Source organism: Roseateles sp., assembly GCF_965229315.1.
Classification (GTDB): Bacteria; Pseudomonadota; Gammaproteobacteria; order Burkholderiales; family Burkholderiaceae_C; genus Pelomonas.
Genome location: NZ_CBDDJA010000001.1, coordinates 838,378 through 857,427, shown reverse-complemented (window position 1 = coordinate 857,427; position 19,050 = coordinate 838,378). Strand labels below are relative to the sequence as shown.

At 71.7% G+C, this 19,050-nt stretch carries 15 protein-coding genes; 8 read left to right on the top strand and 7 right to left on the bottom strand.

Features of this window, described 5'->3' with window-relative positions:
* The first annotated feature begins 20 nt into the window (after positions 1-20).
* A complete protein-coding gene (gene selD / locus ACO07H_RS03960) occupies positions 21-1,109 on the top strand; it encodes a selenide, water dikinase SelD (RefSeq protein ID WP_422011339.1) in 1,089 nt (362 codons plus the stop codon).
* 55 nt (positions 1,110-1,164) lie between these two features.
* Here selD and gap read toward each other — a convergent pair whose 3' ends face one another.
* The 3 genes from gap to tkt form a co-directional block, all read right to left on the bottom strand.
* The gene (gene gap, locus ACO07H_RS03955; protein WP_422011337.1) at positions 1,165-2,163 is read right to left on the bottom strand and encodes a type I glyceraldehyde-3-phosphate dehydrogenase; all 999 of its coding nucleotides are present in this window, start codon (positions 2,161-2,163) and stop codon (positions 1,165-1,167) included.
* Between the two features lie 81 nt (positions 2,164-2,244).
* A complete protein-coding gene (locus tag ACO07H_RS03950) occupies positions 2,245-3,228 on the bottom strand; it encodes a hypothetical protein (RefSeq protein ID WP_422011335.1) in 984 nt (327 codons plus the stop codon).
* Positions 3,229-3,378: 150 nt separating this feature from the next.
* Entirely contained in the window at positions 3,379-5,397 is a 2,019-nt protein-coding gene (gene tkt / locus ACO07H_RS03945) for a transketolase (RefSeq protein WP_422011333.1), read from the bottom strand.
* A gap of 128 nt (positions 5,398-5,525) precedes the next feature.
* Between tkt and ACO07H_RS03940 the strand changes: the two genes are divergently transcribed.
* Positions 5,526-6,140: a hemerythrin domain-containing protein gene (locus ACO07H_RS03940; protein WP_422011331.1), complete on the top strand. Its 615-nt coding sequence runs from the start codon at positions 5,526-5,528 to the stop codon at positions 6,138-6,140.
* A gap of 7 nt (positions 6,141-6,147) precedes the next feature.
* On the opposite strand, the gene ACO07H_RS03935 is transcribed toward ACO07H_RS03940, so the two are convergent.
* The 3 genes from ACO07H_RS03935 to ACO07H_RS03925 form a co-directional block, all read right to left on the bottom strand.
* Positions 6,148-9,288: a ligand-binding sensor domain-containing diguanylate cyclase gene (locus tag ACO07H_RS03935; RefSeq protein ID WP_422011329.1), complete on the bottom strand. Its 3,141-nt coding sequence runs from the start codon at positions 9,286-9,288 to the stop codon at positions 6,148-6,150.
* A gap of 111 nt (positions 9,289-9,399) precedes the next feature.
* Positions 9,400-12,540 carry a ligand-binding sensor domain-containing diguanylate cyclase gene (locus ACO07H_RS03930; RefSeq protein ID WP_422011327.1) on the bottom strand — a complete coding sequence of 1,047 codons (3,141 nt, stop codon included), beginning with the start codon at positions 12,538-12,540 and terminating at the stop codon, positions 9,400-9,402.
* Positions 12,541-12,612: 72 nt separating this feature from the next.
* Positions 12,613-13,593, bottom strand: a complete 981-nt coding sequence (locus ACO07H_RS03925; protein WP_422011324.1) for a potassium channel beta subunit family protein — start codon at positions 13,591-13,593, stop codon at positions 12,613-12,615.
* Between the two features lie 113 nt (positions 13,594-13,706).
* Here ACO07H_RS03925 and ACO07H_RS03920 point away from each other — a divergent pair, with 113 nt between their 5' ends.
* On the top strand, positions 13,707-14,888 hold the full coding sequence (locus tag ACO07H_RS03920; RefSeq protein WP_422011322.1) for an FAD-dependent monooxygenase: 1,182 nt from the start codon (positions 13,707-13,709) through the stop codon (positions 14,886-14,888).
* A gap of 21 nt (positions 14,889-14,909) precedes the next feature.
* Here the strand turns inward: ACO07H_RS03920 and ACO07H_RS03915 are convergent, their stop codons facing one another.
* Positions 14,910-15,695 carry a class I SAM-dependent methyltransferase gene (locus ACO07H_RS03915; RefSeq protein WP_422011320.1) on the bottom strand — a complete coding sequence of 262 codons (786 nt, stop codon included), beginning with the start codon at positions 15,693-15,695 and terminating at the stop codon, positions 14,910-14,912.
* An 89-nt stretch (positions 15,696-15,784) separates the two neighbouring features.
* Here ACO07H_RS03915 and ACO07H_RS03910 point away from each other — a divergent pair, with 89 nt between their 5' ends.
* The 5 genes from ACO07H_RS03910 to ACO07H_RS03890 all read left to right on the top strand — a co-directional run bounded on the left by ACO07H_RS03910 (position 15,785) and on the right by ACO07H_RS03890 (position 19,040).
* Positions 15,785-15,988 (top strand): hypothetical protein, encoded by a 204-nt coding sequence (locus tag ACO07H_RS03910; RefSeq protein ID WP_422011318.1) that lies wholly within the window; start codon positions 15,785-15,787, stop codon positions 15,986-15,988.
* Between the two features lie 168 nt (positions 15,989-16,156).
* Positions 16,157-16,954 carry a transporter substrate-binding domain-containing protein gene (locus tag ACO07H_RS03905; protein WP_422011316.1) on the top strand — a complete coding sequence of 266 codons (798 nt, stop codon included), beginning with the start codon at positions 16,157-16,159 and terminating at the stop codon, positions 16,952-16,954.
* A gap of 17 nt (positions 16,955-16,971) precedes the next feature.
* Positions 16,972-17,643, top strand: coding sequence for an amino acid ABC transporter permease (locus tag ACO07H_RS03900; RefSeq protein WP_422011314.1), 672 nt, complete (start codon positions 16,972-16,974; stop codon positions 17,641-17,643).
* Positions 17,636-18,283: an amino acid ABC transporter permease gene (locus tag ACO07H_RS03895; protein ID WP_422011312.1), complete on the top strand. Its 648-nt coding sequence runs from the start codon at positions 17,636-17,638 to the stop codon at positions 18,281-18,283. Before ACO07H_RS03900 ends, ACO07H_RS03895 begins: the two co-directional genes overlap by 8 nt.
* Positions 18,273-19,040 (top strand): amino acid ABC transporter ATP-binding protein, encoded by a 768-nt coding sequence (locus tag ACO07H_RS03890; protein ID WP_422011310.1) that lies wholly within the window; start codon positions 18,273-18,275, stop codon positions 19,038-19,040. Before ACO07H_RS03895 ends, ACO07H_RS03890 begins: the two co-directional genes overlap by 11 nt.
* Positions 19,041-19,050: the final 10 nt, after the last annotated feature.

Below are 19,050 nucleotides of genomic sequence, written 5' to 3'. Positions count from 1 at the left end.
GCGTCGATATGCTGATGGGCATGAACACGCCCGCCGCCTCCCCCCCTCCGAGCACCGAACCCCGCCTCACCTCGCTGTCCCACGGTGGCGGCTGCGGCTGCAAGATCGCGCCGGGCGTGCTGTCCGAGATCCTCAAGGGCACGACGGCGCTGCCGGTGCCCAAGGAGCTGCTGGTGGGCATCGAGACCTCGGACGATGCGGCCGTCTACCAGCTCAACGACGAGCAGGCGCTGATCGCGACGACGGACTTCTTCATGCCCATCGTCGACGACCCGTTCGACTTCGGCCGCATCGCCGCGACCAACGCGATCAGCGACGTCTACGCGATGGGCGGCCGGCCCATCCTGGCGCTGGCGCTGGTGGGCATGCCGATCAACGTGCTGTCCACGCAGACCATCGCCCGCGTGCTGGAAGGCGGCGCGTCGGTCTGCCGCGCGGCGGGCATCCCCATCGCCGGCGGCCACACGATCGACTCGGTGGAGGCCATCTACGGCCTCGTCGCGCTGGGGCTGGTGCACCCCAGGCACGTCAAGCGCAATGCCGATGCGCAGCCGGGCGATGTGCTCATCCTCGGCAAGCCGCTGGGCGTGGGCGTCATGAGCGCGGCGCTGAAGAAGGACCAGCTCGGCGACGAAGGCTATGCCCGCATGATCGCCACGACGACCCAGCTCAACACGCCGGGCCCGGACCTGGCCGCGCTGCCCGGCGTGCATGCGCTGACGGACGTGACCGGCTTCGGCCTGGCCGGCCACGGGCTGGAGCTGGCGCGTGCCGCATGTGGTGGCGCCGGCTGCACGGTGGAACTGGACTGGCGCGCCGTGCCGCTGCTGCCCGGCGTGCGTGAGCTGGCAACGCGCGGCTTCGTCACTGGCGCCTCGGGGCGCAACTGGGCGGGCTATGGCCAGGACGTGGGCCTGCCGGCCGATTTCGCCGCCGAGGACCGCGCGCTGTTGACCGACCCGCAGACCAGCGGCGGCCTGCTGGTGTCGTGCGACGCGTCGGCCGTGGACGCCGTGCTGGCGACATTCGCCCGCCATGGCTTCGACGCGGCGGCCGTCGTGGGCCGCGTGCTGCCCCGGCAGGGTCACGCGCTGCAGGTGCAGGCCTGAAACGACACAGGGCGCCTCGCGGCGCCCTGCAGGTCATCGGGGAAACGTCAGCGCGTCACTTAGCGACGACGCGGACCATCTCCAGGCACTTGTTCGAGTAGCCCCACTCGTTGTCGTACCAGGACACCAGCTTGATGAAGGTGCCGTCCAGCGCGATGCCGGCGTCGGCGTCGAAGATGGACGTGCGCGGGTCGCCACGGAAGTCGGTCGCGACGACCTTGTCCTCGGTGTAGCCCAGCACGCCTTTCAGCGCCCCTTCGCTCTGGGCCTTGAACTCGGCGCAGATCTCTTCGTAGCTGGCCTCCTTCAGCAGTTCGACGGTCAGGTCGACCACCGACACGTCGCTGGTCGGCACGCGGAAGCTCATGCCCGTGAGCTTCTTGTTCAGCTCGGGAATGACCTTGCCGACGGCCTTGGCGGCGCCGGTGCTGCTGGGGATGATGTTCTCCAGGATGCCGCGGCCGCCGCGCCAGTCCTTGTTGCTCGGGCCGTCCACGGTCTTCTGCGTGGCGGTGGCCGCGTGCACGGTGGTCATCAGGCCGCGCTTGATGCCCCACTTGTCGTTCAGCACCTTGGCGAGAGGCGCCAGGCAGTTGGTGGTGCACGACGCGTTGGAGATGATGGCTTCGCCGGCGTATTTGGCGTGGTTCACGCCGAACACGAACATCGGCGTCTCGTCCTTGCTTGGGGCCGAGAAGATGACCTTCTTCGCGCCCGCGGCCAGGTGCTTCTCGCCGCCGGCCTTGTCCAGGAAGATGCCGGTGGCTTCGATGACCACGTCGGCACCGGCTTCGGCCCACTTCAGCTCGGACGGGTCCTTCACCGCGGTCAGGCGGATGCGCTTGCCGTCCACCACCAGCGTGTTGCCGTCCACCGAGACTTCCCCGTCGAACTTGCCGTGCACGCTGTCGTACTTGAGCATGTAGGCCAGGTAGTCGGGTTCGAGCAGGTCGTTGATCGCAACGACTTCGATGTCCTTGAAGTTGGCGTGCGCGGCACGGAACACCATGCGTCCGATGCGGCCGAAGCCGTTGATGCCGATCTTGATGGTCATGGAAGAGTCTCCGGAGGATGAAAAATTCTCGTCGGCCGGCATTCTCGGCGATCCGCGGGAGGGGCTGGTTCCGAGGCGGTTTCAGCGGTCGCCCGTCAGGCTCAACACCGTGCACGGCACATCGATCTGCAGCTGCGTGCCGAAGAAATCCCGCGCCTGGCGCTCATTCTTGAAGGCAAGTTCCAGGCTGGACAGCCAGGCCAGGAAGGGCTGCTTGTTCGGGTCGGGCTTGCCGGCCACCGTGGCCTCGTTGGGCACCGAGCCGCCGTAGACCGAGTAGCGCACCTTGAACGGGCAGCCCATGGTGTTGAAGTCGTGGTGGGCCTGGAGCTTGCCGGGTTCGCGCGTCATGCCGAGGAACTTCGCGAGGCCGAAGGCCTCCTGCTTCCAGCCGTAGCGCGACCGGTCCATCGGGAACAGGCTGAACTGCTGCTGCAGCATCTGCGGCGCCGCGCCGGCCTTGCGACAGGGCATGCGGTAGTCGGCCACATAGGCCTTCACCTGCTCCTCGAAGCGGTCGTTGCCGGTCGAGTAGACGAACCTGACCTCCGGCGCCTGCTGGCCGTCGCCGCTGAAGGTGATGGCGGCCACCACATGCTCGACGTCCGGCGGGATGAAGCTGCGGTAGCCGGGCGGGTCGCGGCGCGGCATGACGATGCACATCGGCGTGTCGCCGTCGCGTCGCGTGGCGTCCAGCGGCGTCGCATCGCGGTCGGTGTTGGAGAAGCTGAATTCCTGCACCGCCGTGACGGCGCCGTCCGCCGCCGTCAGGCACGGCAGCCGGTAGCCGCGCAGGTAGCGGTACACGGCGTCCTGCATGTCCTCGCGGGCGGCGTTGAACAGCACCTCCACCGTCGGGGCCGCATCGGGCTGGGTGAACTTCAGCAGCACGCGCATGCCGCCGACGGCACGGTCCAGCTTGTCACGCGCGGGGTAGGCCGGCTCCCGGGCCGGCTTGACGAGACAGGCCAGGCGCTGCGCCTCGCTCTTCTGCACGACTGCCGTCTGCGCTGCCGCGCCTGAGGCCGCCAGCGCCCACAGCACGGCCCATCCGAATCTGCGCATCCTGTGCCTCCCTGCTTTTTGATGCAGCCGGCGTTGTAACGCAGGACGGATGCCGTCCGACGGTGGTGTTCGGGTACTCCTCACGCCAAGAAACGATCAGGGCCGCAACAGCGGCCCTGGTTCATCACGTGGCCCGTGCAGGCCGCGGCATCACTTCTGCTTCTTCAGCACCGCCTTCACGGTCGCCGCCACGTTCTCCGGCGTGAAGCCGAAGTGCTTGAACAGCACGCCGGCCGGGGCCGATTCACCGAAGGTGTCGATGCCGACGACGGCGTCCACGCCGTACTTCCACCAGAAGTCGCTGACGCCCATCTCGACGGCCACGCGCGGCAGGCCCTTGGGCAGCACGTGCTTCTTGTAGTCCTTGTCCTGGCGGTCGAACACGCTGGTGCTGGGCATGGACACCACGCGCACCTTGACGCCTTCCTCGGCCAGCAGCGCCTTGGCGGCCATGGCCAGCTGCACTTCCGAGCCCGTCGCGATGATGACGGCCTTGGGCTTGCCCTTGGCGGGCTCGGCCAGCACGTAGGCGCCCTTGGCGATCTCGTCGACGTTGGTCTTGGGCGAGTAGGCCAGGTTCTGGCGGGACAGCGCCAGCAGGCTGGGGCGCTGCGCGTTGCCCAGCGCCATCGTCCATGCGACGACGGTCTCGGTGGTGTCGGCCGGGCGCCAGACGTCCAGGCCCGGGATCAGGCGCAGCGACGCGACATGCTCGACGGACTGGTGCGTCGGGCCGTCCTCACCCAGGCCGATGGAGTCGTGCGTCATCACATGGATGACGCGGATCTTCATCAGCGCGGCCATGCGGATGGCGTTGCGGCTGTAGTCGCTGAAGGTCAGGAAGGTGCCGCCGTAGGGGATGAAGCCGCCGTGCAGCGCCACGCCGTTCATGATGGCCGCCATGCCGAACTCGCGCACGCCGTAGTTGATGTGGCGGCCGTTGTTGGGCGTGCCGTCGGCGGCGATGCGCAGGTTGGGCGTCGAGCTGGTGTTGGTCAGGTTGGAGCCGGTCAGGTCGGCGCTGCCGCCCAGCATCTCGGGCAGCTTCAGCGTGAAGGCTTCCAGCGCGATCTGGCTGGCCTTGCGGCTGGCCACGGTCTGCGCCTCGGCGTGCGACTTGACGACCGCGTCCACGGCGATCTGCGCGAAGTTCTCGGGCAGCACGCCGGCCATGCGGCGCTGGAACTCGGCGGCCAGCTCCGGGTGCGCCTCGGCGTAGGCGTCGAAGCGCTCGTCCCAGGCGGCTTCGAGCTTGCCGCCGCGGTCCTTGGCGTCCCAGGCGGCGTAGACCTCGGCCGGCACCGAGAAGGGCTCGTGCGTCCAGCCCAGGGCTTCGCGCGTCAGCTTGATCTCCTCAGCACCCAGCGGCTCGCCGTGGGCCTTGGCGGTGTTGGCGCGGTTGGGCGAGCCCTTGCCGATGTGGGTCTTGGCGATGACGAGGGTGGGCTTGTCGGTGCTCTGCTTGGCCTGGCCGATGGCGTCGTCGACGGCATCGACGTCGTGGCCGTCCACCGGGCCGATGACCTGCCAGCCGTACGCCTGGAAGCGCTTGGCCGTGTCGTCCGCGAACCAGGGCGCGACCTGGCCGTCGATGGAGATGCCGTTGTCGTCGTAGATGGCGATCAGCTTGTTCAGCTTCCACGCGCCGGCCAGCGACGCGGCCTCGTGGCTGATGCCTTCCATCAGGCAGCCGTCGCCCAGGAACACATAGGTGTGGTGGTCGACGATGGTGTGGCCGTCGCGGTTGAAGTCGCGCGCCAGCAGTTTCTCTGCCAGCGCCAGGCCCACCGCGTTCGTCACGCCCTGGCCGAGCGGGCCGGTGGTCGTCTCGATGCCGGGGGTGATGCCGACCTCCGGGTGGCCCGGCGTCCTGCTGTGCAGCTGGCGGAAGTTGCGCAGCTCCTCGATGGGCAGGTCGTAGCCCGTCAGGTGCAGCAGCGCGTAGACCAGCATCGAGCCGTGGCCGTTGGACAGCACGAAGCGGTCGCGGTTGGCCCAGTGCGGGTTGGCCGGGTTGTGCTGCAGGTGGCTGCCCCACAGCGCGACGGCGATGTCGGCCATGCCCATGGGTGCGCCCGGGTGGCCGGAGTTGGCCGCCTGCACCGCGTCCATCGCGAGTGCGCGGATCGCGTTGGCCATGAGAGTGGGGGAGGCGGTCGATGCAGTCATGGCCGGGGCTTTCTTGGGCGGTTGGGCAAAACCAGGGATTTTACGGGGGGTGCCGCGCACGGGCGCACGGGCGCCTGTCCTTGATCCAGCGCAAGGCATCGCGCGCGGCAGGAGCCCATGCTCGCGCCATGCCCACGCCCCCAATGCCCCTGGCCGTGCGCGTCATCCGCGCCGAGCACGACGCGCTGGCCGCCATGCTGCGGACGCTGCCGCTGCTGCTCGACGCCCAGCGCCGCGCCGGCACGCCGCCCGACTTCGGCGCGTTGCGGGCGATGCTGTTCTATGTCGACGAGTTTCCCGAGCGGCTGCACCACAGGAAGGAGAGCGAGTTGCTGTTCCCCAAGCTGCGCGCGCTCGCCCCCGAGTTGCGCGAGACGCTGGACGCGCTGGATGCCGACCACGCCCAGGGCGAGCGGGCCATCCGCGAGCTGCAGCACAGCCTGCTGGCGTGGGAACAGATGGGTGAGCCGCGGCGCGACAAGTTCGAGCAGCAGCTCAAGGTCTACACATCGCGCTACCTGCGCCACATGCGCCGCGAGGAAGTCGAGGTGCTGCCGCTCGCCGCCGAGCTGCTGAGCGCCGACGACTGGGCCGACCTGGACGAGGCCTTCGGCAGCCACCAGGACCCGCTCGCGCCGCGCGCCGGCCAGCCGGTGGACGAGGCCTACGCGCCGCTGCGCCAGCGCATCCTGGCGGTGCTGCCGGCGCCGCTGGGCTGGGCGCCGGCGTTGGTGGCGGCTTAGCGCCCGTTCACGCGATGGCCGTGGACGTGGCCAGCTTGAGCCGCCCGGTCGCGGCCCACTCGTCCAGCCGGCTGCGGGCGTCCTGGCGCAGCTCGTCCTCGCTGGCGGCGTCGGCCTCCAGCAGGCCCACCCAGGCGTTGCGGCCCAGCTCCTTGGCCTGGTAGAGCGCGGCGTCGGCCAGGTCGATGGCAGTGCGCCAGTCCAGCGCCGCCGGCCAGCGTGGGCTCAGCGGGAAGGCCGAGAAGCCCACCGAGCAGCTCAGCGCCAGGCGGTAGCCGCCGTCCAGGTCGAAGGGTTGCGACGCCAGGGCCTGGCGGGCGCGTTCGGCCAGTTCGACGGCGCGGCCGCGCGGCGTGCCGCGGGCGACGATGAGGAACTCCTCGCCACCCCAGCGCACCAGGTAGTCCGTGGCGCGGAAGACCTGCTCCAGCCGGCCGCGCATCTGCGTCAGCACGGCGTCGCCGGCCATGTGGCCGTGGGCGTCGTTGATGCGCTTGAAGTGGTCGATGTCGATGAGGAAGAACAGCAGGTCCTGCTCGCTCTCGGCGCCGGCGTGCATGACGGCAGGTGGCTCGTAGTGACGCAGCGCCAGCGCCACGTCGGCGGGCATCTGGCGGTCCAGGAAGCGGCGGTTGCGCAGGCCGGTCAGCGGGTCGGTGAGGCTGGCCTCCTCCAGCTCGACGGACTTGGCGGCCAGCTCGGCCGTCGCGACCTCCAGCGCCCGGGTGCGCTCGCGCACGCGGGCTTCGAGCACGCGGCGGTGGCGCAGCAGCAGCCGCGTGCGCATCGTGACGATGCCGGCCACCAGCAGGCAGCCGGCGATGACGGCCAGCGCCAGCGCCCAGCGCGACTGCCACCAGGCGGCCTGCACGCGCACGTCGATCTGCAGCGCCCTCTCGCTCCAGGCGCCGTCACGGTTGCTGCCCTGCACGTGCAGCTTGTAGTGGCCCGGCGAGAGGTTGGTGTAGGTGGCCGTGCGGCTCAGCGCACCGGCCTCGATCCAGCCGGTGTCCAGGCCTTCGAGCCGGTAGCGGTAGCGGTTGCGCCCGGGCTGGCTGTAGTCCAACGACGCGAACGCGAGGCTGAAGGCCAGCTCGCCGGGCGCGAGCACGACGGGGCTGGCGTCCTGCAGCGCGCGCTCCTCGCCGTCGATGCGCAGCTCGGAGACCACCAGCGGCGGCTTGTAGACCCAGGGCGCGAAGCGTTCCGGGTCGACCACCAGCAGGCCGCGCGCGCCGCCGAACAGCATGCGGCCGTCGTCCAGCTGGGCGTAGGCGCGGAACCAACCGGTGCCCAGGTCCGCGCCGTCGGCGGCGCCCAGCTCGCGGCGTTCACCGCTGCGCGGGTCGTACATGTTGCGCTGCGACCAGATGCGGCCCTGCTTGTCGAACAGCAGGTTGGCGCCGAACGCGCCGCCCACGTCGGACGCGACGATGGCCTCGAAATGCGCCTGCTTGCCATCGCTGCTTTTCAGGCGGTGCAGGCCGGTGCCGGTGTCCACCCACAGCGTGCCCTGGGCGTCCACGGCCATGCCCAGCACGGTCTGGCCGGTCAGCCCGGTGGCGGGCACCCACTCGGCCACGGGTTCCTCGGCGCCCGGCTTGGCGACGCGGAACAACCCCGCCGCGCCGCCCGCCCACAGGCTGCCGTCGGGCAGGGTGGCGAAGGCGTTGACCTCGCCGGTGCCGCCCACCAGGCCGGCGGTCGCAATGGCGCGCATCGTCGGGTGCGCCGGCGTCCAGCGCATCAGCCCGTCCAGCGTCGCGATCCACAGCGCCCCGTCGTCGGTCGGGTGGAAGCGCCGCGGCACGGCGTTGCCGCTGCGCAGCGTCTCCTTCCAGTGGCCCTGAGGGTCGAAGCGCAGCATCTGCGTGTCGATGGCGACCCAGACGGAGCCGTCCCGGGACTGCCCCAGCGCGTTGACCCGCCCTGGCGGCAGGCCGTTGGTGCCCGGCGCGATGCGGGCGATGGGGTCGAGCTGGCGGTCGCGCCGCTCGATGCCGCCGCTGAGCGTGCCCAGCCAGACCTCGCCGCTGTGCAGCTGCAGCACGCTGCGCACGTCCAGCGCGGGCGGCTGCGCGCCGATGGCCTCGCGCACCATGGACAGGCCGGGCAGCGACGGCACGTGGCGCATCAGCCCGCCGCCGAAGCTGCCCGCCCAGATGGTGCCGGAGGGGTCGCGCAGCAGCGCCCGCACGTCGCTGCGCGGCGCCGCGGCCACGCCGGTGGCGGGCAGGCGCTCGATCAGTTCGCCATCGGACGCACGCCGGCGCGACAGGCCGGACGCATCGCCGAACCACAGCTCGCCGTCGTCCGGCTGCGCCATCGCCATGACGGGCGAGACGCCGGACGTCGCACCCGCTGCCTTGCCGGGTTCGGCACCGGGGCTGAAGGGCAGCGCCTCGCCCGCGGGCGACAGCGCGCGCAACTGCCCCTGCGCCGTGCCGACGACGATGCGACCGTCCAGCGTCTCGGTGATCAGCGTGACGAGCTGGTCGCCCAGGTTCACGTCCAGCGTCTCGATGGGTCCGTCGGCGGCCTTGCGTGCGATGCCGCGCCAGGTGCCTATCCACAGCGTGCCCTGCCGGTCCAGGAGCAGCGTCTGCACGCGCGGGTCGGGCAGGCCGTCCTCGCGGCCGCGGTGGTGCGTGAAGCGCTGCGTCTTGATGTCGAAGCGGTCCAGGCCGCCGCTGCCGCCCAGCCACAGCGTGCCGTCCTTTTCCAGCGCGAGCGTGCGCACCGTGTTGGCGGCGGGCGCGGTGTCGTCGGCGGAGCTGCCGTCGCGCGCCCAGCGGGCCCAGCGGCCGGTGGCGAGGTCCAGGCGCACGAGGCCGCTGTTGCCGGCGGCCACCCACATCCAGCCGCGCGGGTCGGGCAGCATGGCGCGCACGAACTGCTCGGGCAGCAGCTGCCCGTCCGGGGCGCTGAGCGGGTAGCGGCGGAAGGCATAGCCGTCGAAACGCAGCAGGCCTTCGGGCGAGCCGGCCCACAGCAGGCCGCGCGCGTCCAGCGCCAGCGCCGACACGACGTTGTCCCGAACCGCACCCGGATCGCCGATGGGCTCGAAGCGCGGCACGACCGCCATCGCGGCCGTGCACAACCCCGCGGCAGCCAGCAGCGCGGCCCCCCACCTCGTCACGAATTTCATGCAGACATTCTGGCGCCTGATGAAGTCAGCACCGCGGCGCGGCGGCTACGGGGTAACGAGTAGTCCGGTGCCGCCCGCCGGCCGGAACCGGGCGAGGGGCTTCAAGCCGTGTCAGCGCGAATGCTGCAGCCGCAGCCGGCCACTGGCGGCCCAGTCCGCCAGCGGCAGCCGGGCGTCCTGGCGCAGCTCGGCCTCGCTGGCGGCGCTGGCGTCCAGCAGGCCCACCCAGGCGTCGCGGCCATCCCGCTTGGCCTGGTAGAGCGCGGTGTCGGCCAGGTCCACGGCGGCGCGCCAGTCCAGCGCGCGCGGCAGGCTCACGCACAGCGGGAAGGCGATGAAGCCGACCGAGCAGGTCAGCGACAGCTGCGCGCCGCCGTCCAGCGTGAACGGCTGGCCGGCGATGCACTGGCGGGCGCGTTCGGCCAGCTCGGCGCCACGCGTGCGCGGCGTGTCGCGGGCGACGACGAGGAACTCCTCGCCACCCCAGCGCACGAGATGGTCGGAGGCGCGAAAGACCTGCCCCAGCCGGCCGCGCATCTGCATCAGCACCGCGTCGCCGGCCATGTGGCCGTGCTCGTCGTTGATGCGCTTGAAGTGGTCCACGTCGATCAGGAAGAACAGCATCTCGCCGTTGGCGTCCAGCGGCGTGGGGCGCGACGGGTGGCCGTAGAGCTCGCCGCCTTCGTGGCGGCGCACGGCCAGCGCGATGTCCCCGGGCAGCTGCTGCTCCAGGAAGCGGCGGTTGCGCAGGCCCGTCAGCGGGTCGGTGAGGCTGGCTTCCTCCAGCTCGGCGGACTTGGCGTTGAGCGCGGCGGTGGCCGAGGCCACCGCCTCCTCCAGCACGCGCTGGCGCTTCAGCAGCAGCCGCGTGCGCAGCCGGAACGCCCGCAGCACCAGGCCCAGCACGGCCAGGCCGGCCAGCACCTGCAGCCAGCGCGTCTGCCACCAGGCGGCCTGCACCTGCACGTCCAGCCGCAGCTCGCGCGGGCTCCAGTCGCCCTGGCGGTTGCTGCCCTGCACGCGCATCACGTAGCGGCCGGGGTCGAGGTTGGTGTAGGCCGCGCGGCGGGCGGTGGGGCCCGCCTCCAGCCAGTCGCTGTCCAGGCCTTCCAGGCGGTAGCGGTAGCGCAGGTTGGCCGGGCGGCTGAAGTCCAGCGCGGCGAAGCCGATGCTGAAGCTGCGGTCGCCCGGCGCGAGCACCAGCGGCTGGCCCTGGGCCGGCACGGGCTGGTTGGCGCCGCCCAGGCGCAGCTCGGTCGCGACGACCGGCGGCTGGTAGGTCCAGCGCGTGAAGCGCTCGGGCTGCAGCACCAGCAGGCCATGCGCGCCGCCGAACAGGAAGCGCCCGTCGGCCAGCCGCGTGTAGGCGCGGAACCAGCCGGTGCCGATGTCGGCGCCGTCCACGGCGCCCAGTTCCAGCCGCTCGCCGCTGCTCGGGTCGAAATAGCCGCGGTGCGTCCAGATGCGGCCCTGCGCGTCGGCCAGCAGGTTGGCGCCGAAGACGCCGATGACGTCGTCCCCCGACGCGGCCGGGAAGCCCTCGAAGCGCACGCCCTGGGCGTCCTCGCCGACGCGTTGATGCAGGCCGGCGCTGGTGTCCACCCACAGCCGGCCCTGGCCGTCCACGCCGAGGCCCACGACGGTGCGACCGACGAGGCCGGGCGTGGGCGGCGCATCGGCCGTGGGCTGCGCGGCGCCGGGCTCGGCGATCCGCAGCAGGCCGGCCGCACCGCCGGCCCACAGGCTGCCGTCGGGCATCTCCAGGATGGCATTGACTTCGCCGCTGCTGCGCCGGCTGCCCAGCATGACGGGCTGCAGTTCCGTCGCGCCCCGGCGCAGACGCCACAGGCCGTCGGTGGTGCCCAGCCACAGCGTGCCGTCGCGCGTGGCCAGCATGCGGCGCACGGTCGAGCGGCTGCCGTCCAGCGTCTGGCGCCAGCGGCCCTGCGTGTCGAAGCGCATCAGCTGGGACTCCGCCGCCAGCCAGATGCCGTCGGGGGTCTGCGCCATCGCGCCGATGCGGCCCAGCGCGCCCTGGCGGCCCGCGGCGTTGAGGATCTCGCCCACGGGCTGCAGCGCGGCGTCCAGCACGAGCACGCCGGCGGCCTGGGTGCCCAGCCAGATGCGGCCGTTGTCCAGCTGCAGCACGCTGCGCACGTCCAGGTCGCCGAAGCGCCGCCAGCGCTCGCCCTCGTTCTGCACGACGGCCAGGCCCGGCAACGGCGGCACGTGGCGCATCAGGCCCGAGCCATAGCTGCCGGCCCAGATCAGGCCGGCGGGGTCGCGCATCAGCGCGCGCACCTCGCTGCGCGGCACGGGCGCCGGGCTGCTGCCTTCGGGCGGCAGGCGCTCGATCAGCGCGCCATCGCCGGCCTTGCGGCGCTCGATGCCATTGCGCCCACCCAGCCAGAGTTCGTCGTCGTCGGCCTGGACCATGGACAGCACGGGCCAGGCGCCGTCGCTGGCGCCGGCACGCGCGGCGAAGGGCAGCGCGCGGCCGTCGTCTGCCGACAGCATGCGCAGGTCGCCCTGGCCGGTGCCCACGAGCACGCGGCCATCGCGCGTCTCGGCCAGCAGGGTGATATGCGGCAGGGCCAGGCCCAGTTCGACCGGCTCGATGCGCTCGCTGCCGGCGCGCTTGCGGGCCAGGCCCCGCCAGCTGCCTATCCACAACGTGCCGTGGCGGTCCAGCAGCAGCGACGCGATGCGGTCGTCCGGCAGGCCCGAGGCGGTGCCGCGCAGGTGCGAGAAGCCGCGGCGCTGCGGGTCCAGCCGCGACAGGCCGCCCTGCGTGCCCACCCACAGGCTGCCGTCGGGTTCCAGCGCCAGCGCGCGCACGGCGTTGGAGGCCGGCGCGCGGGCGTCCACGGGGGCGCCTTCGGCACGCGCCCAGCGCGTCCATTGGCCGGACGCCGTGTCCAGCCAGGCCAGGCCGCTGTTGCCGGCGGCCACCCACAGGCCACCGCGCGGGTCGGCCATCAGGCTGCGCACGAACTGGTCGACGGCGACGCCGTCGCCCGGGTCGCGCAGCGGGTAGCGGCGGAACCGATAGCCGTCGAAGCGCTGCAGCCCGTCCGGCATGCCCACCCACAGGAAGCCGCGCGCGTCCATGGCGAGTGCCGAGACGGCGCGGTCCCGCAACGAATCGACCTCTCCCACCGCTTCGAACCTCGGTGTGACAGCCTGCGCCAGGCCCGACAGGCCCATGGCGACCAGCAAGGCTGCCCACCCTCTTCTGATGACGACCCTCATGGGGGCATTCTCAGCCAGCCGGAGGCCGCCATCCCGGACCGCCCGCCCAAGGCGTCCCGAAACGGGAAAAACTTACTGCGACAGCGGCTTGGTGATGGCGTCGATGCGCTCCACGACGGCCGGCGTGAGCTTGGGCGTGACGGCCAGCGCGGCGAGGTTGTCGTGCAGCTGCCCGATGCGGCTGGCGCCCAGGATGACGGTGGACACGCGCGGGTTGCGGTTGGCCCAGGCGATGGCGAGCTGCGCGGTGTTGCAGCCCAGCTCCGCGGCGATGTCGCCCAGCTTGGCGACGGCGTCGTTCTTGGCCTTGTCCAGCACGTTGTCGCGCAGCCAGGCCATGCTCTCCAGCGACGCACGGCTGCCCTCGGGGACGCCGTGGCGGTACTTGCCGGTCAGCAGGCCCGAGGCCAGCGGGCTCCACGTGGTCAGGCCCAGGCCGATGTCGTCGTACAGGCGCGCGAACTCCTGCTCGACCTTGCGGCGGTGGAACAGGTGGTATTGGGGCTGCTCGACGACCGGCTTGTGCAGGTGGTGGCGCTCGGCGATCTCCCACGCGGCGCGGATGTCGCCGGCCGACCACTCGCTGGTGCCCCAGTACAGCGCCTTGCCCTGGCGGATGATGTCGCTCATCGCCCAGACGGTCTCCTCGATGGGCGTGTGCGGGTCGGGGCGGTGGCAGTAGATCAGGTCCAGGTGGTCGAGCTGGAAACGCTTCAGCGATGCATCCACGGCCTGCATCAGGTACTTGCGGTTCAGCGTGTCCTTGCGGTTGACCGTCACGCCGTCCCGCGCCAGGCCCCAGAAGAACTTGCTGGAGACGATGTAGTCCAGCCGGTTCCAGCCCAGCGCCTTGAAGGCCTGGCCCATCACCACTTCGCTCTCGCCCTGGGCATAGACCTCGGCGTTGTCGAAGAAGTTGACACCGGCGTCGAAGGCGGCGGCCAGCATCTCGGTGGCTGCCTTGGTGTCGACCTGGTTGTGGTACGTGACCCAGGAGCCCAGCGAGAGCTCGGAAACCTGGAGGCCGGCGCGGCCGAGACGGCGGTATTGCATGGGGAGTCCTGTGACGAAGAAAGGGCGCCGCAGCGCAGCGCGAGGGGCCGCAGCTTAAGCGCGTGCGCTGGCGCTTGCCGGGCCGGGCCGTTTGCCCCGGTATCGTTGAGGGCATGAAACTCGCCGTCATCGGCGCCGGCCCCGCCGGCCTCGCCCTCGCCCTGCTGGCCGCCGAGCGCCTGGCCGGCGCCGACATCCATCTCTTCGACACCCGCGCGCTGGACCGCGACATCCGCGGCGACGCGCGCACGCTGGCGCTGAACCTCGGCAGCATCCGGCTGCTGCAGCGCCTGCACGCCTGGCAGCCCGACGCGGCCCAGGCCATCCAGACCGTGCACGTCAGCCAGGCGCCGCCGGCGCCCATCGCCGGCGAGGTGTGGATACGCGCGGCCGAGCAAGGCCTGCCGCAGCTCGGCGCGGTGCTGCCCTATGGCGCGCTGGTCGCGCCGCTGCAGCAGCGCTGGCTGGACGTCGCCGCGCAGCGGCCCAGGCAGCTGTTCACGCGCTTTGCGACACCGGTGCACGCCATCCGCTCGCAGGCCGGCGGTGTGGCGCTGGACTGCGGCGAAGGCCCGGTGGTTGACAGCTTCGACCTGGCCGTCGTCGCCGAGGGCGGCGTGTTCGCCGAGCAGGACCGCAAGGCCATCACGCGGGACTATCACCAGAACGCGTGGGTGGGCACCGTGCGCCTGGCCGCGCCGGGCCTGCAGGGCCTGGCCATCGAGCGCTTCACGCGCAACGGCCCGCTGGCGCTGCTGCCGCTGCCGGACGACGCGCAAGGCCCTCGCGCGGCGTTGGTGTGGTGCCTGCCGCAGGCCGAGGACGACATCGCGACGCTGAACGACGCGCAGCGCCTGGCCGTCATCCAGCAGCAGCTGCCCGCCGCAGCCGGCACGCTGACCGGCATCTCGCCGCTGAAGTGTTTCCCGCTGGGGCTGAACGCCGAGACGCGCCTGCTGCAGGGCCGCACGCTGCGCATCGGCAACGCGGCGCAGACGCTGCACCCGGTGGCGGGCCAGGGCCTCAACCTCGGGCTGCGCGACGCGCAGGCACTGGTGGATGCGCTGCGCGACGCCGCCGAGACCGGTGCCGGCCTGGATGCGGCGCTGGCCCGCGTGGACTGGCAGCGAGCGCCGGACCGCTGGCCCATGATCGCCGCGACCGACTTCCTCGCGCGCAGCTTCGCCTGGCGGCTGCCGGGCCTGCCCGCGCTGCGCGGGCTGGCGCTGGCCGGCCTGGAACTGGCGACGCCGCTGAAGCGCGCGGTCGCGCGGCGGATGATGTTTGGCGGCTGATGTCCGGCGGCTGAGGGCGCGTCAGCGCTTGACGCCGCTGATCGTGTTGGCCCGCGCGCCGACGGTCAGCGGGCCGTCGCCGGCCTGCAGCCGCTCGCGCACGGCCGCCTTCAGCTGCACCCGGTGGTCGGCCGGCAACGCCTCCAGCATGGGGCGGAAGGTGCTGCTCAGCGCCGCGCTGTTCCAGTAGTCGTCAAAGCCTGCGAAGTGGCGCTCGACGCTGACCTGGCCGGTGCGCACCTGCTGCAGGCCGGCACCCTCCCACAGCGCGCGCGAGGCCTCCAGCGTGGACGCGCCCACGCTGGGCGGCATGCGCGGCGTGTGGCCCAGCTTCAGCATCTCCGCGCCGATGGCGGCCAGCGGGAAGCCGCCGCCCAGCATGTCCCAGTGGTAAGACGCCACCGTGCCGCCGGGCTGCACGGCGCGGCACATCTCGGCCACGCCCACCGCGGGCTCGGGCACGAAGAACAGCACCAGCGCCATCACGGCCACGTCGCAGCCGCCGTCGGCCACCGGCAGGCGCATCGCGTCGCCCTCGGCCCAGGTGACCGGCGCGTCCGCCGCGAGGCGGCTGCGGGCATAGGCCAGCTGGCCGGGCGACGGGTCGAAGGCGAGGACCGCCGACGGGCTGCAGCGCTGCACGATCAGCTCGGTGAACGCGCCGTTGCCGCAGCCCACGTCCAGCCAGCGCGCGCCCGGCGGCGCAGCGAGGTCCTGCAGGAACTGCTCGCCCGCGAGCCGGCTCCAGCGGCCCATCAGGATTTCGTAGCTGGCCCCGTCGTCGAAGCGGATCGTGTCGTCGGCCATGGCGGCTCCTGCAGTGGAGCGGGCGATGCTATCCCCATGAGGCTTCTGAGAACATGCACTACCCGGCCCCGGCCGCCTCCTTGAACGCCATGGACACCTCGACCCTGCTGTGGAGCGTGCTGTTCGGCGCCATCGGCGCCGGCTTCTTCATCTACGGCAAGAAGCAGCGGGCGCTGGTGCCGCTGCTCTGCGGCCTGGCGCTGATGGTGTTCCCCTACTTCGTCAGCAACGTCTGGGCGCTGCTGGCCATGGGCGCGGTGCTGTGCGCGATTCCCTACTTCTACCGGCCATGACGGGGCGCTGAGCCCGGCCGCGAACACAAGCGGGCGCACCAGGCACCGTACCGGTGCCAATCGAACCAAGGCTGTGCACGCCGCCGCCGCCGGGCGGTCCGCGCGCTGGCACGGAAGCTGCGCCGGGACGGCATCGCACCCGCCTCGTCACCGCCCAGGAGCCCCGCCATGACCCCGCCGCTTTCCCGCCGTCTCGTGCTCGCCGCCGCCGGCCTCTGCATGGTCCTGCTGTCGCCGGGCGTCCACGCGCAGACCGCGCTGGACGCCATCGCCAAGAGCAAGACCATCCGGATCGCGATCCCGACCGACTACCCGCCCTACGGTTTCGTCAGCACCGACATGAAGCCCCAGGGCCTGGACGTGGCCGTGGCCGAGCTGATCGCCGCCAAGCTGGGCGTCAAGGTCGAGCTGCTGCCGGTGACCAGCGCCAACCGCATCCCCTACCTGCAGACCAAGAAGGCCGACCTCGTCATCTCCACGCTGGGCAAGAACCCGGACCGCGAGAAGGTCATCAACTTCAGCGCCGCCTACGCGCCGTTCTACCAGGCCGTGTTCGCGGCCAAGAGCCTGCCCATCAAGAGCTTTGCGGACCTGGCCGGCAAGACCGTGGCCGTGACGCGCGGCGCGATGGAAGACCAGGAGCTGGCCAAGGTCGCGCCGCCGACGCTGGAATACCGGCGCTTCGAGGACAACAACGCGACGCTGGCCGCCTACGCCGCCGGGCAGACGCAGCTCATCGCCACCAGCGCGGCCGTGGCCGGCAACCTGATGGTGCGCAACCCGGGCCTGCAGCTCGAATACAAGCTGCTGCTCAAGGACAGCCCCTGCTTCGTCGGCGTGGCCAAGGGCGAGGACGCGCTGCTGGCCAAGGTCAACGAGATCATCGCGGCGGCCAAGGCCTCGGGCGAGCTGGAGGCGCTGTCCAAGAAATGGCTGGGCCGCGGTACCGGCGAACTGCCGTTGTGAGCTGAGCGCCCCCGGCCATGATCAGCTTCGACTTCCTCGCGGTGCTGGCCGAATGGCCGCTGCTGCTCAGGGGCGTGGCGTGGACGCTGGGGCTCACGCTCGTCGCCACGCCGCTGGGCCTGGTGCTGGCCACGCTGGGTGCGTGGGCGCGCGCCTGCGGTCCGGCCTGGCTGCGCCGGCTGCTGGGCGCCTACGTGGAGCTGCTGCGCAACACGCCGTTCATCGTGCAGCTGTTCTTCATCTTCTTCGGGCTGCCGGCGCTGGGTGTGAAGCTGTCGCCCGAGCTGGCGTCGGTCATCGCCATGACGTTGAACCTGGGCGCCTATGGCTGCGAGATCCTGCGCGCCGGCATCCAGGCCACGCCGCGCGGCCAGTGGGAGGCGGCGCAGAGCCTGGCGCTGGGCCCGGCGCAGACCTTCCTGCGCGTCGTGCTGCCGCCGTCGCTGCAGCGCGTGTGGCCGGCGCTGACCAGCCAGATCATCATCGTCATGCTGGGCTCGGCGGTCTGCAGCCAGATCTCCACCGAGGAGCTGAGCTACGCGGCCAACCTCATCCACAGCCGCAACTTCCGCGCTTTCGAGGCGGTGTTCATCGCGCTGGCGATCTACCTGGCGCTGTCCATCGCCGCGCGCCGGCTGCTGATGTGGGCCGGCCCGCGCTTCTTCTTTGGCAGCCCCCGCCATGGTTGAGTTCACGCTCTGGGACATCGTGCGCAACCTGGCGCTGGCGCTGCGCTGGACCGTGGCGCTGTCGCTGATCGCCTTCATCGGCGGCGGCTGCGTCGGCGGGCTGCTGCTGACGCTGCGGCTGGGCCTGGGCCGGCGCACCCGGCTCGCCGTCGGCCTGTACGTGCAGCTGTTCCAGGGCACGCCGCTGCTGATGCAGCTGTTCCTCGCCTACTTCGGCCTCGCGCTGCTCGGGCTGGAGGTGTCGGCCTGGACGGCGGCGGCGCTGGCGCTGACGCTGTACACCAGCGCCTACCTCGTCGAGATCTGGCGCGGCTGCGTGGACGCGGTGCCGCGCGGCCAGTGGGAGGCGGCGCGCAGCCTGGCGCTGAGCTTCGGCGAGCAGCTGCGCCACGTGGTGCTGCCGCAGGCCGGGCGGCTGGCCATTGCGCCCACGGTGGGCTTTCTCGTGCAGGTCATCAAGGGCACGGCGCTGGCGTCGGTCATCGGCTTCATCGAGCTGACCAAGGCCGGCAGCATGATCGCCAACGCGAGCTTCAAGCCCTTCCTCGTCTTCGGTTGCGTGGCGCTGTTCTATTTCGCGCTGTGCTTCCCCATCAGCCTCTTCGCCCAGCATCTGGAAGGCAGGTCCCATGGCCGCTGAAGACCCCGTGCCCTTCAAGGCGCCGCCCATCGTGCGCATCACGGCCCTGCGCAAGTCCTACGGCACGAACGAGGTGCTCAAGGGCATCGACCTGGACGTGGGGCGCGGCGAGGTCATCGCCATCATCGGCAAGAGCGGTTCGGGCAAGAGCACGCTGCTGCGCTGCATCAACGGGCTGGAGCAGTTCCAGGACGGCTCGCTGACCGTCAACGGCAAGCCGCTGCTGTACGAGAGCGCGATGGCCATGCGCACGCTGCGCCAGCAGGTGGGCATGATCTTCCAGGGCTTCAACCTGTTCCCGCACCTCAGCGTGGGCCGCAACGTGATGCTGGCGCCCACGCTGGTGAAGCAGCGCGGCGCGCCAGAGACCGAGGCGCAGGCGCGCCAGTTGCTGGAGCGCGTGGGCCTGGCCGAGAAGTTCGACGCGATGCCCGACCAGCTCTCCGGCGGCCAGCAGCAGCGCGTGGCCATCGCCCGCGCGCTGGCGATGGAGCCGGCCGTGCTGCTGTGCGACGAGATCACGTCGGCGCTGGACCCGGAGCTGGTGGGCGAGGTGCTGCGCGTCGTCGAGAGCCTGGCGGACGAAGGCATGACGCTGATGATGGTCACGCACGAGATGAGCTTCGCCCGCAAGGTGGCGGACCGGGTCATCTTCATGCACCAGGGCCGCGTGCACGAGATCGGCTCGCCGGCCGAGCTGTTCGGTGCGCCGCAGACGGCGGAGCTGAAGCAGTTCCTGTCGTCGCTGCACGACTGAGGCGCCCAGG

Coding starts and splice junctions, on each gene's coding strand:
- selD (WP_422011339.1), top strand. CDS start 21: ATGAACACGCCCGCCGCCTCCCCCCCTCCGAGCACCGAACCCCGCCTC.
- gap (WP_422011337.1), bottom strand. CDS start 2,163: ATGACCATCAAGATCGGCATCAACGGCTTCGGCCGCATCGGACGCATG.
- ACO07H_RS03950 (WP_422011335.1), bottom strand. CDS start 3,228: ATGCGCAGATTCGGATGGGCCGTGCTGTGGGCGCTGGCGGCCTCAGGC.
- tkt (WP_422011333.1), bottom strand. CDS start 5,397: ATGACTGCATCGACCGCCTCCCCCACTCTCATGGCCAACGCGATCCGC.
- ACO07H_RS03940 (WP_422011331.1), top strand. CDS start 5,526: ATGCCCACGCCCCCAATGCCCCTGGCCGTGCGCGTCATCCGCGCCGAG.
- ACO07H_RS03935 (WP_422011329.1), bottom strand. CDS start 9,288: ATGAAATTCGTGACGAGGTGGGGGGCCGCGCTGCTGGCTGCCGCGGGG.
- ACO07H_RS03930 (WP_422011327.1), bottom strand. CDS start 12,540: ATGAGGGTCGTCATCAGAAGAGGGTGGGCAGCCTTGCTGGTCGCCATG.
- ACO07H_RS03925 (WP_422011324.1), bottom strand. CDS start 13,593: ATGCAATACCGCCGTCTCGGCCGCGCCGGCCTCCAGGTTTCCGAGCTC.
- ACO07H_RS03920 (WP_422011322.1), top strand. CDS start 13,707: ATGAAACTCGCCGTCATCGGCGCCGGCCCCGCCGGCCTCGCCCTCGCC.
- ACO07H_RS03915 (WP_422011320.1), bottom strand. CDS start 15,695: ATGGCCGACGACACGATCCGCTTCGACGACGGGGCCAGCTACGAAATC.
- ACO07H_RS03910 (WP_422011318.1), top strand. CDS start 15,785: ATGGACACCTCGACCCTGCTGTGGAGCGTGCTGTTCGGCGCCATCGGC.
- ACO07H_RS03905 (WP_422011316.1), top strand. CDS start 16,157: ATGACCCCGCCGCTTTCCCGCCGTCTCGTGCTCGCCGCCGCCGGCCTC.
- ACO07H_RS03900 (WP_422011314.1), top strand. CDS start 16,972: ATGATCAGCTTCGACTTCCTCGCGGTGCTGGCCGAATGGCCGCTGCTG.
- ACO07H_RS03895 (WP_422011312.1), top strand. CDS start 17,636: ATGGTTGAGTTCACGCTCTGGGACATCGTGCGCAACCTGGCGCTGGCG.
- ACO07H_RS03890 (WP_422011310.1), top strand. CDS start 18,273: ATGGCCGCTGAAGACCCCGTGCCCTTCAAGGCGCCGCCCATCGTGCGC.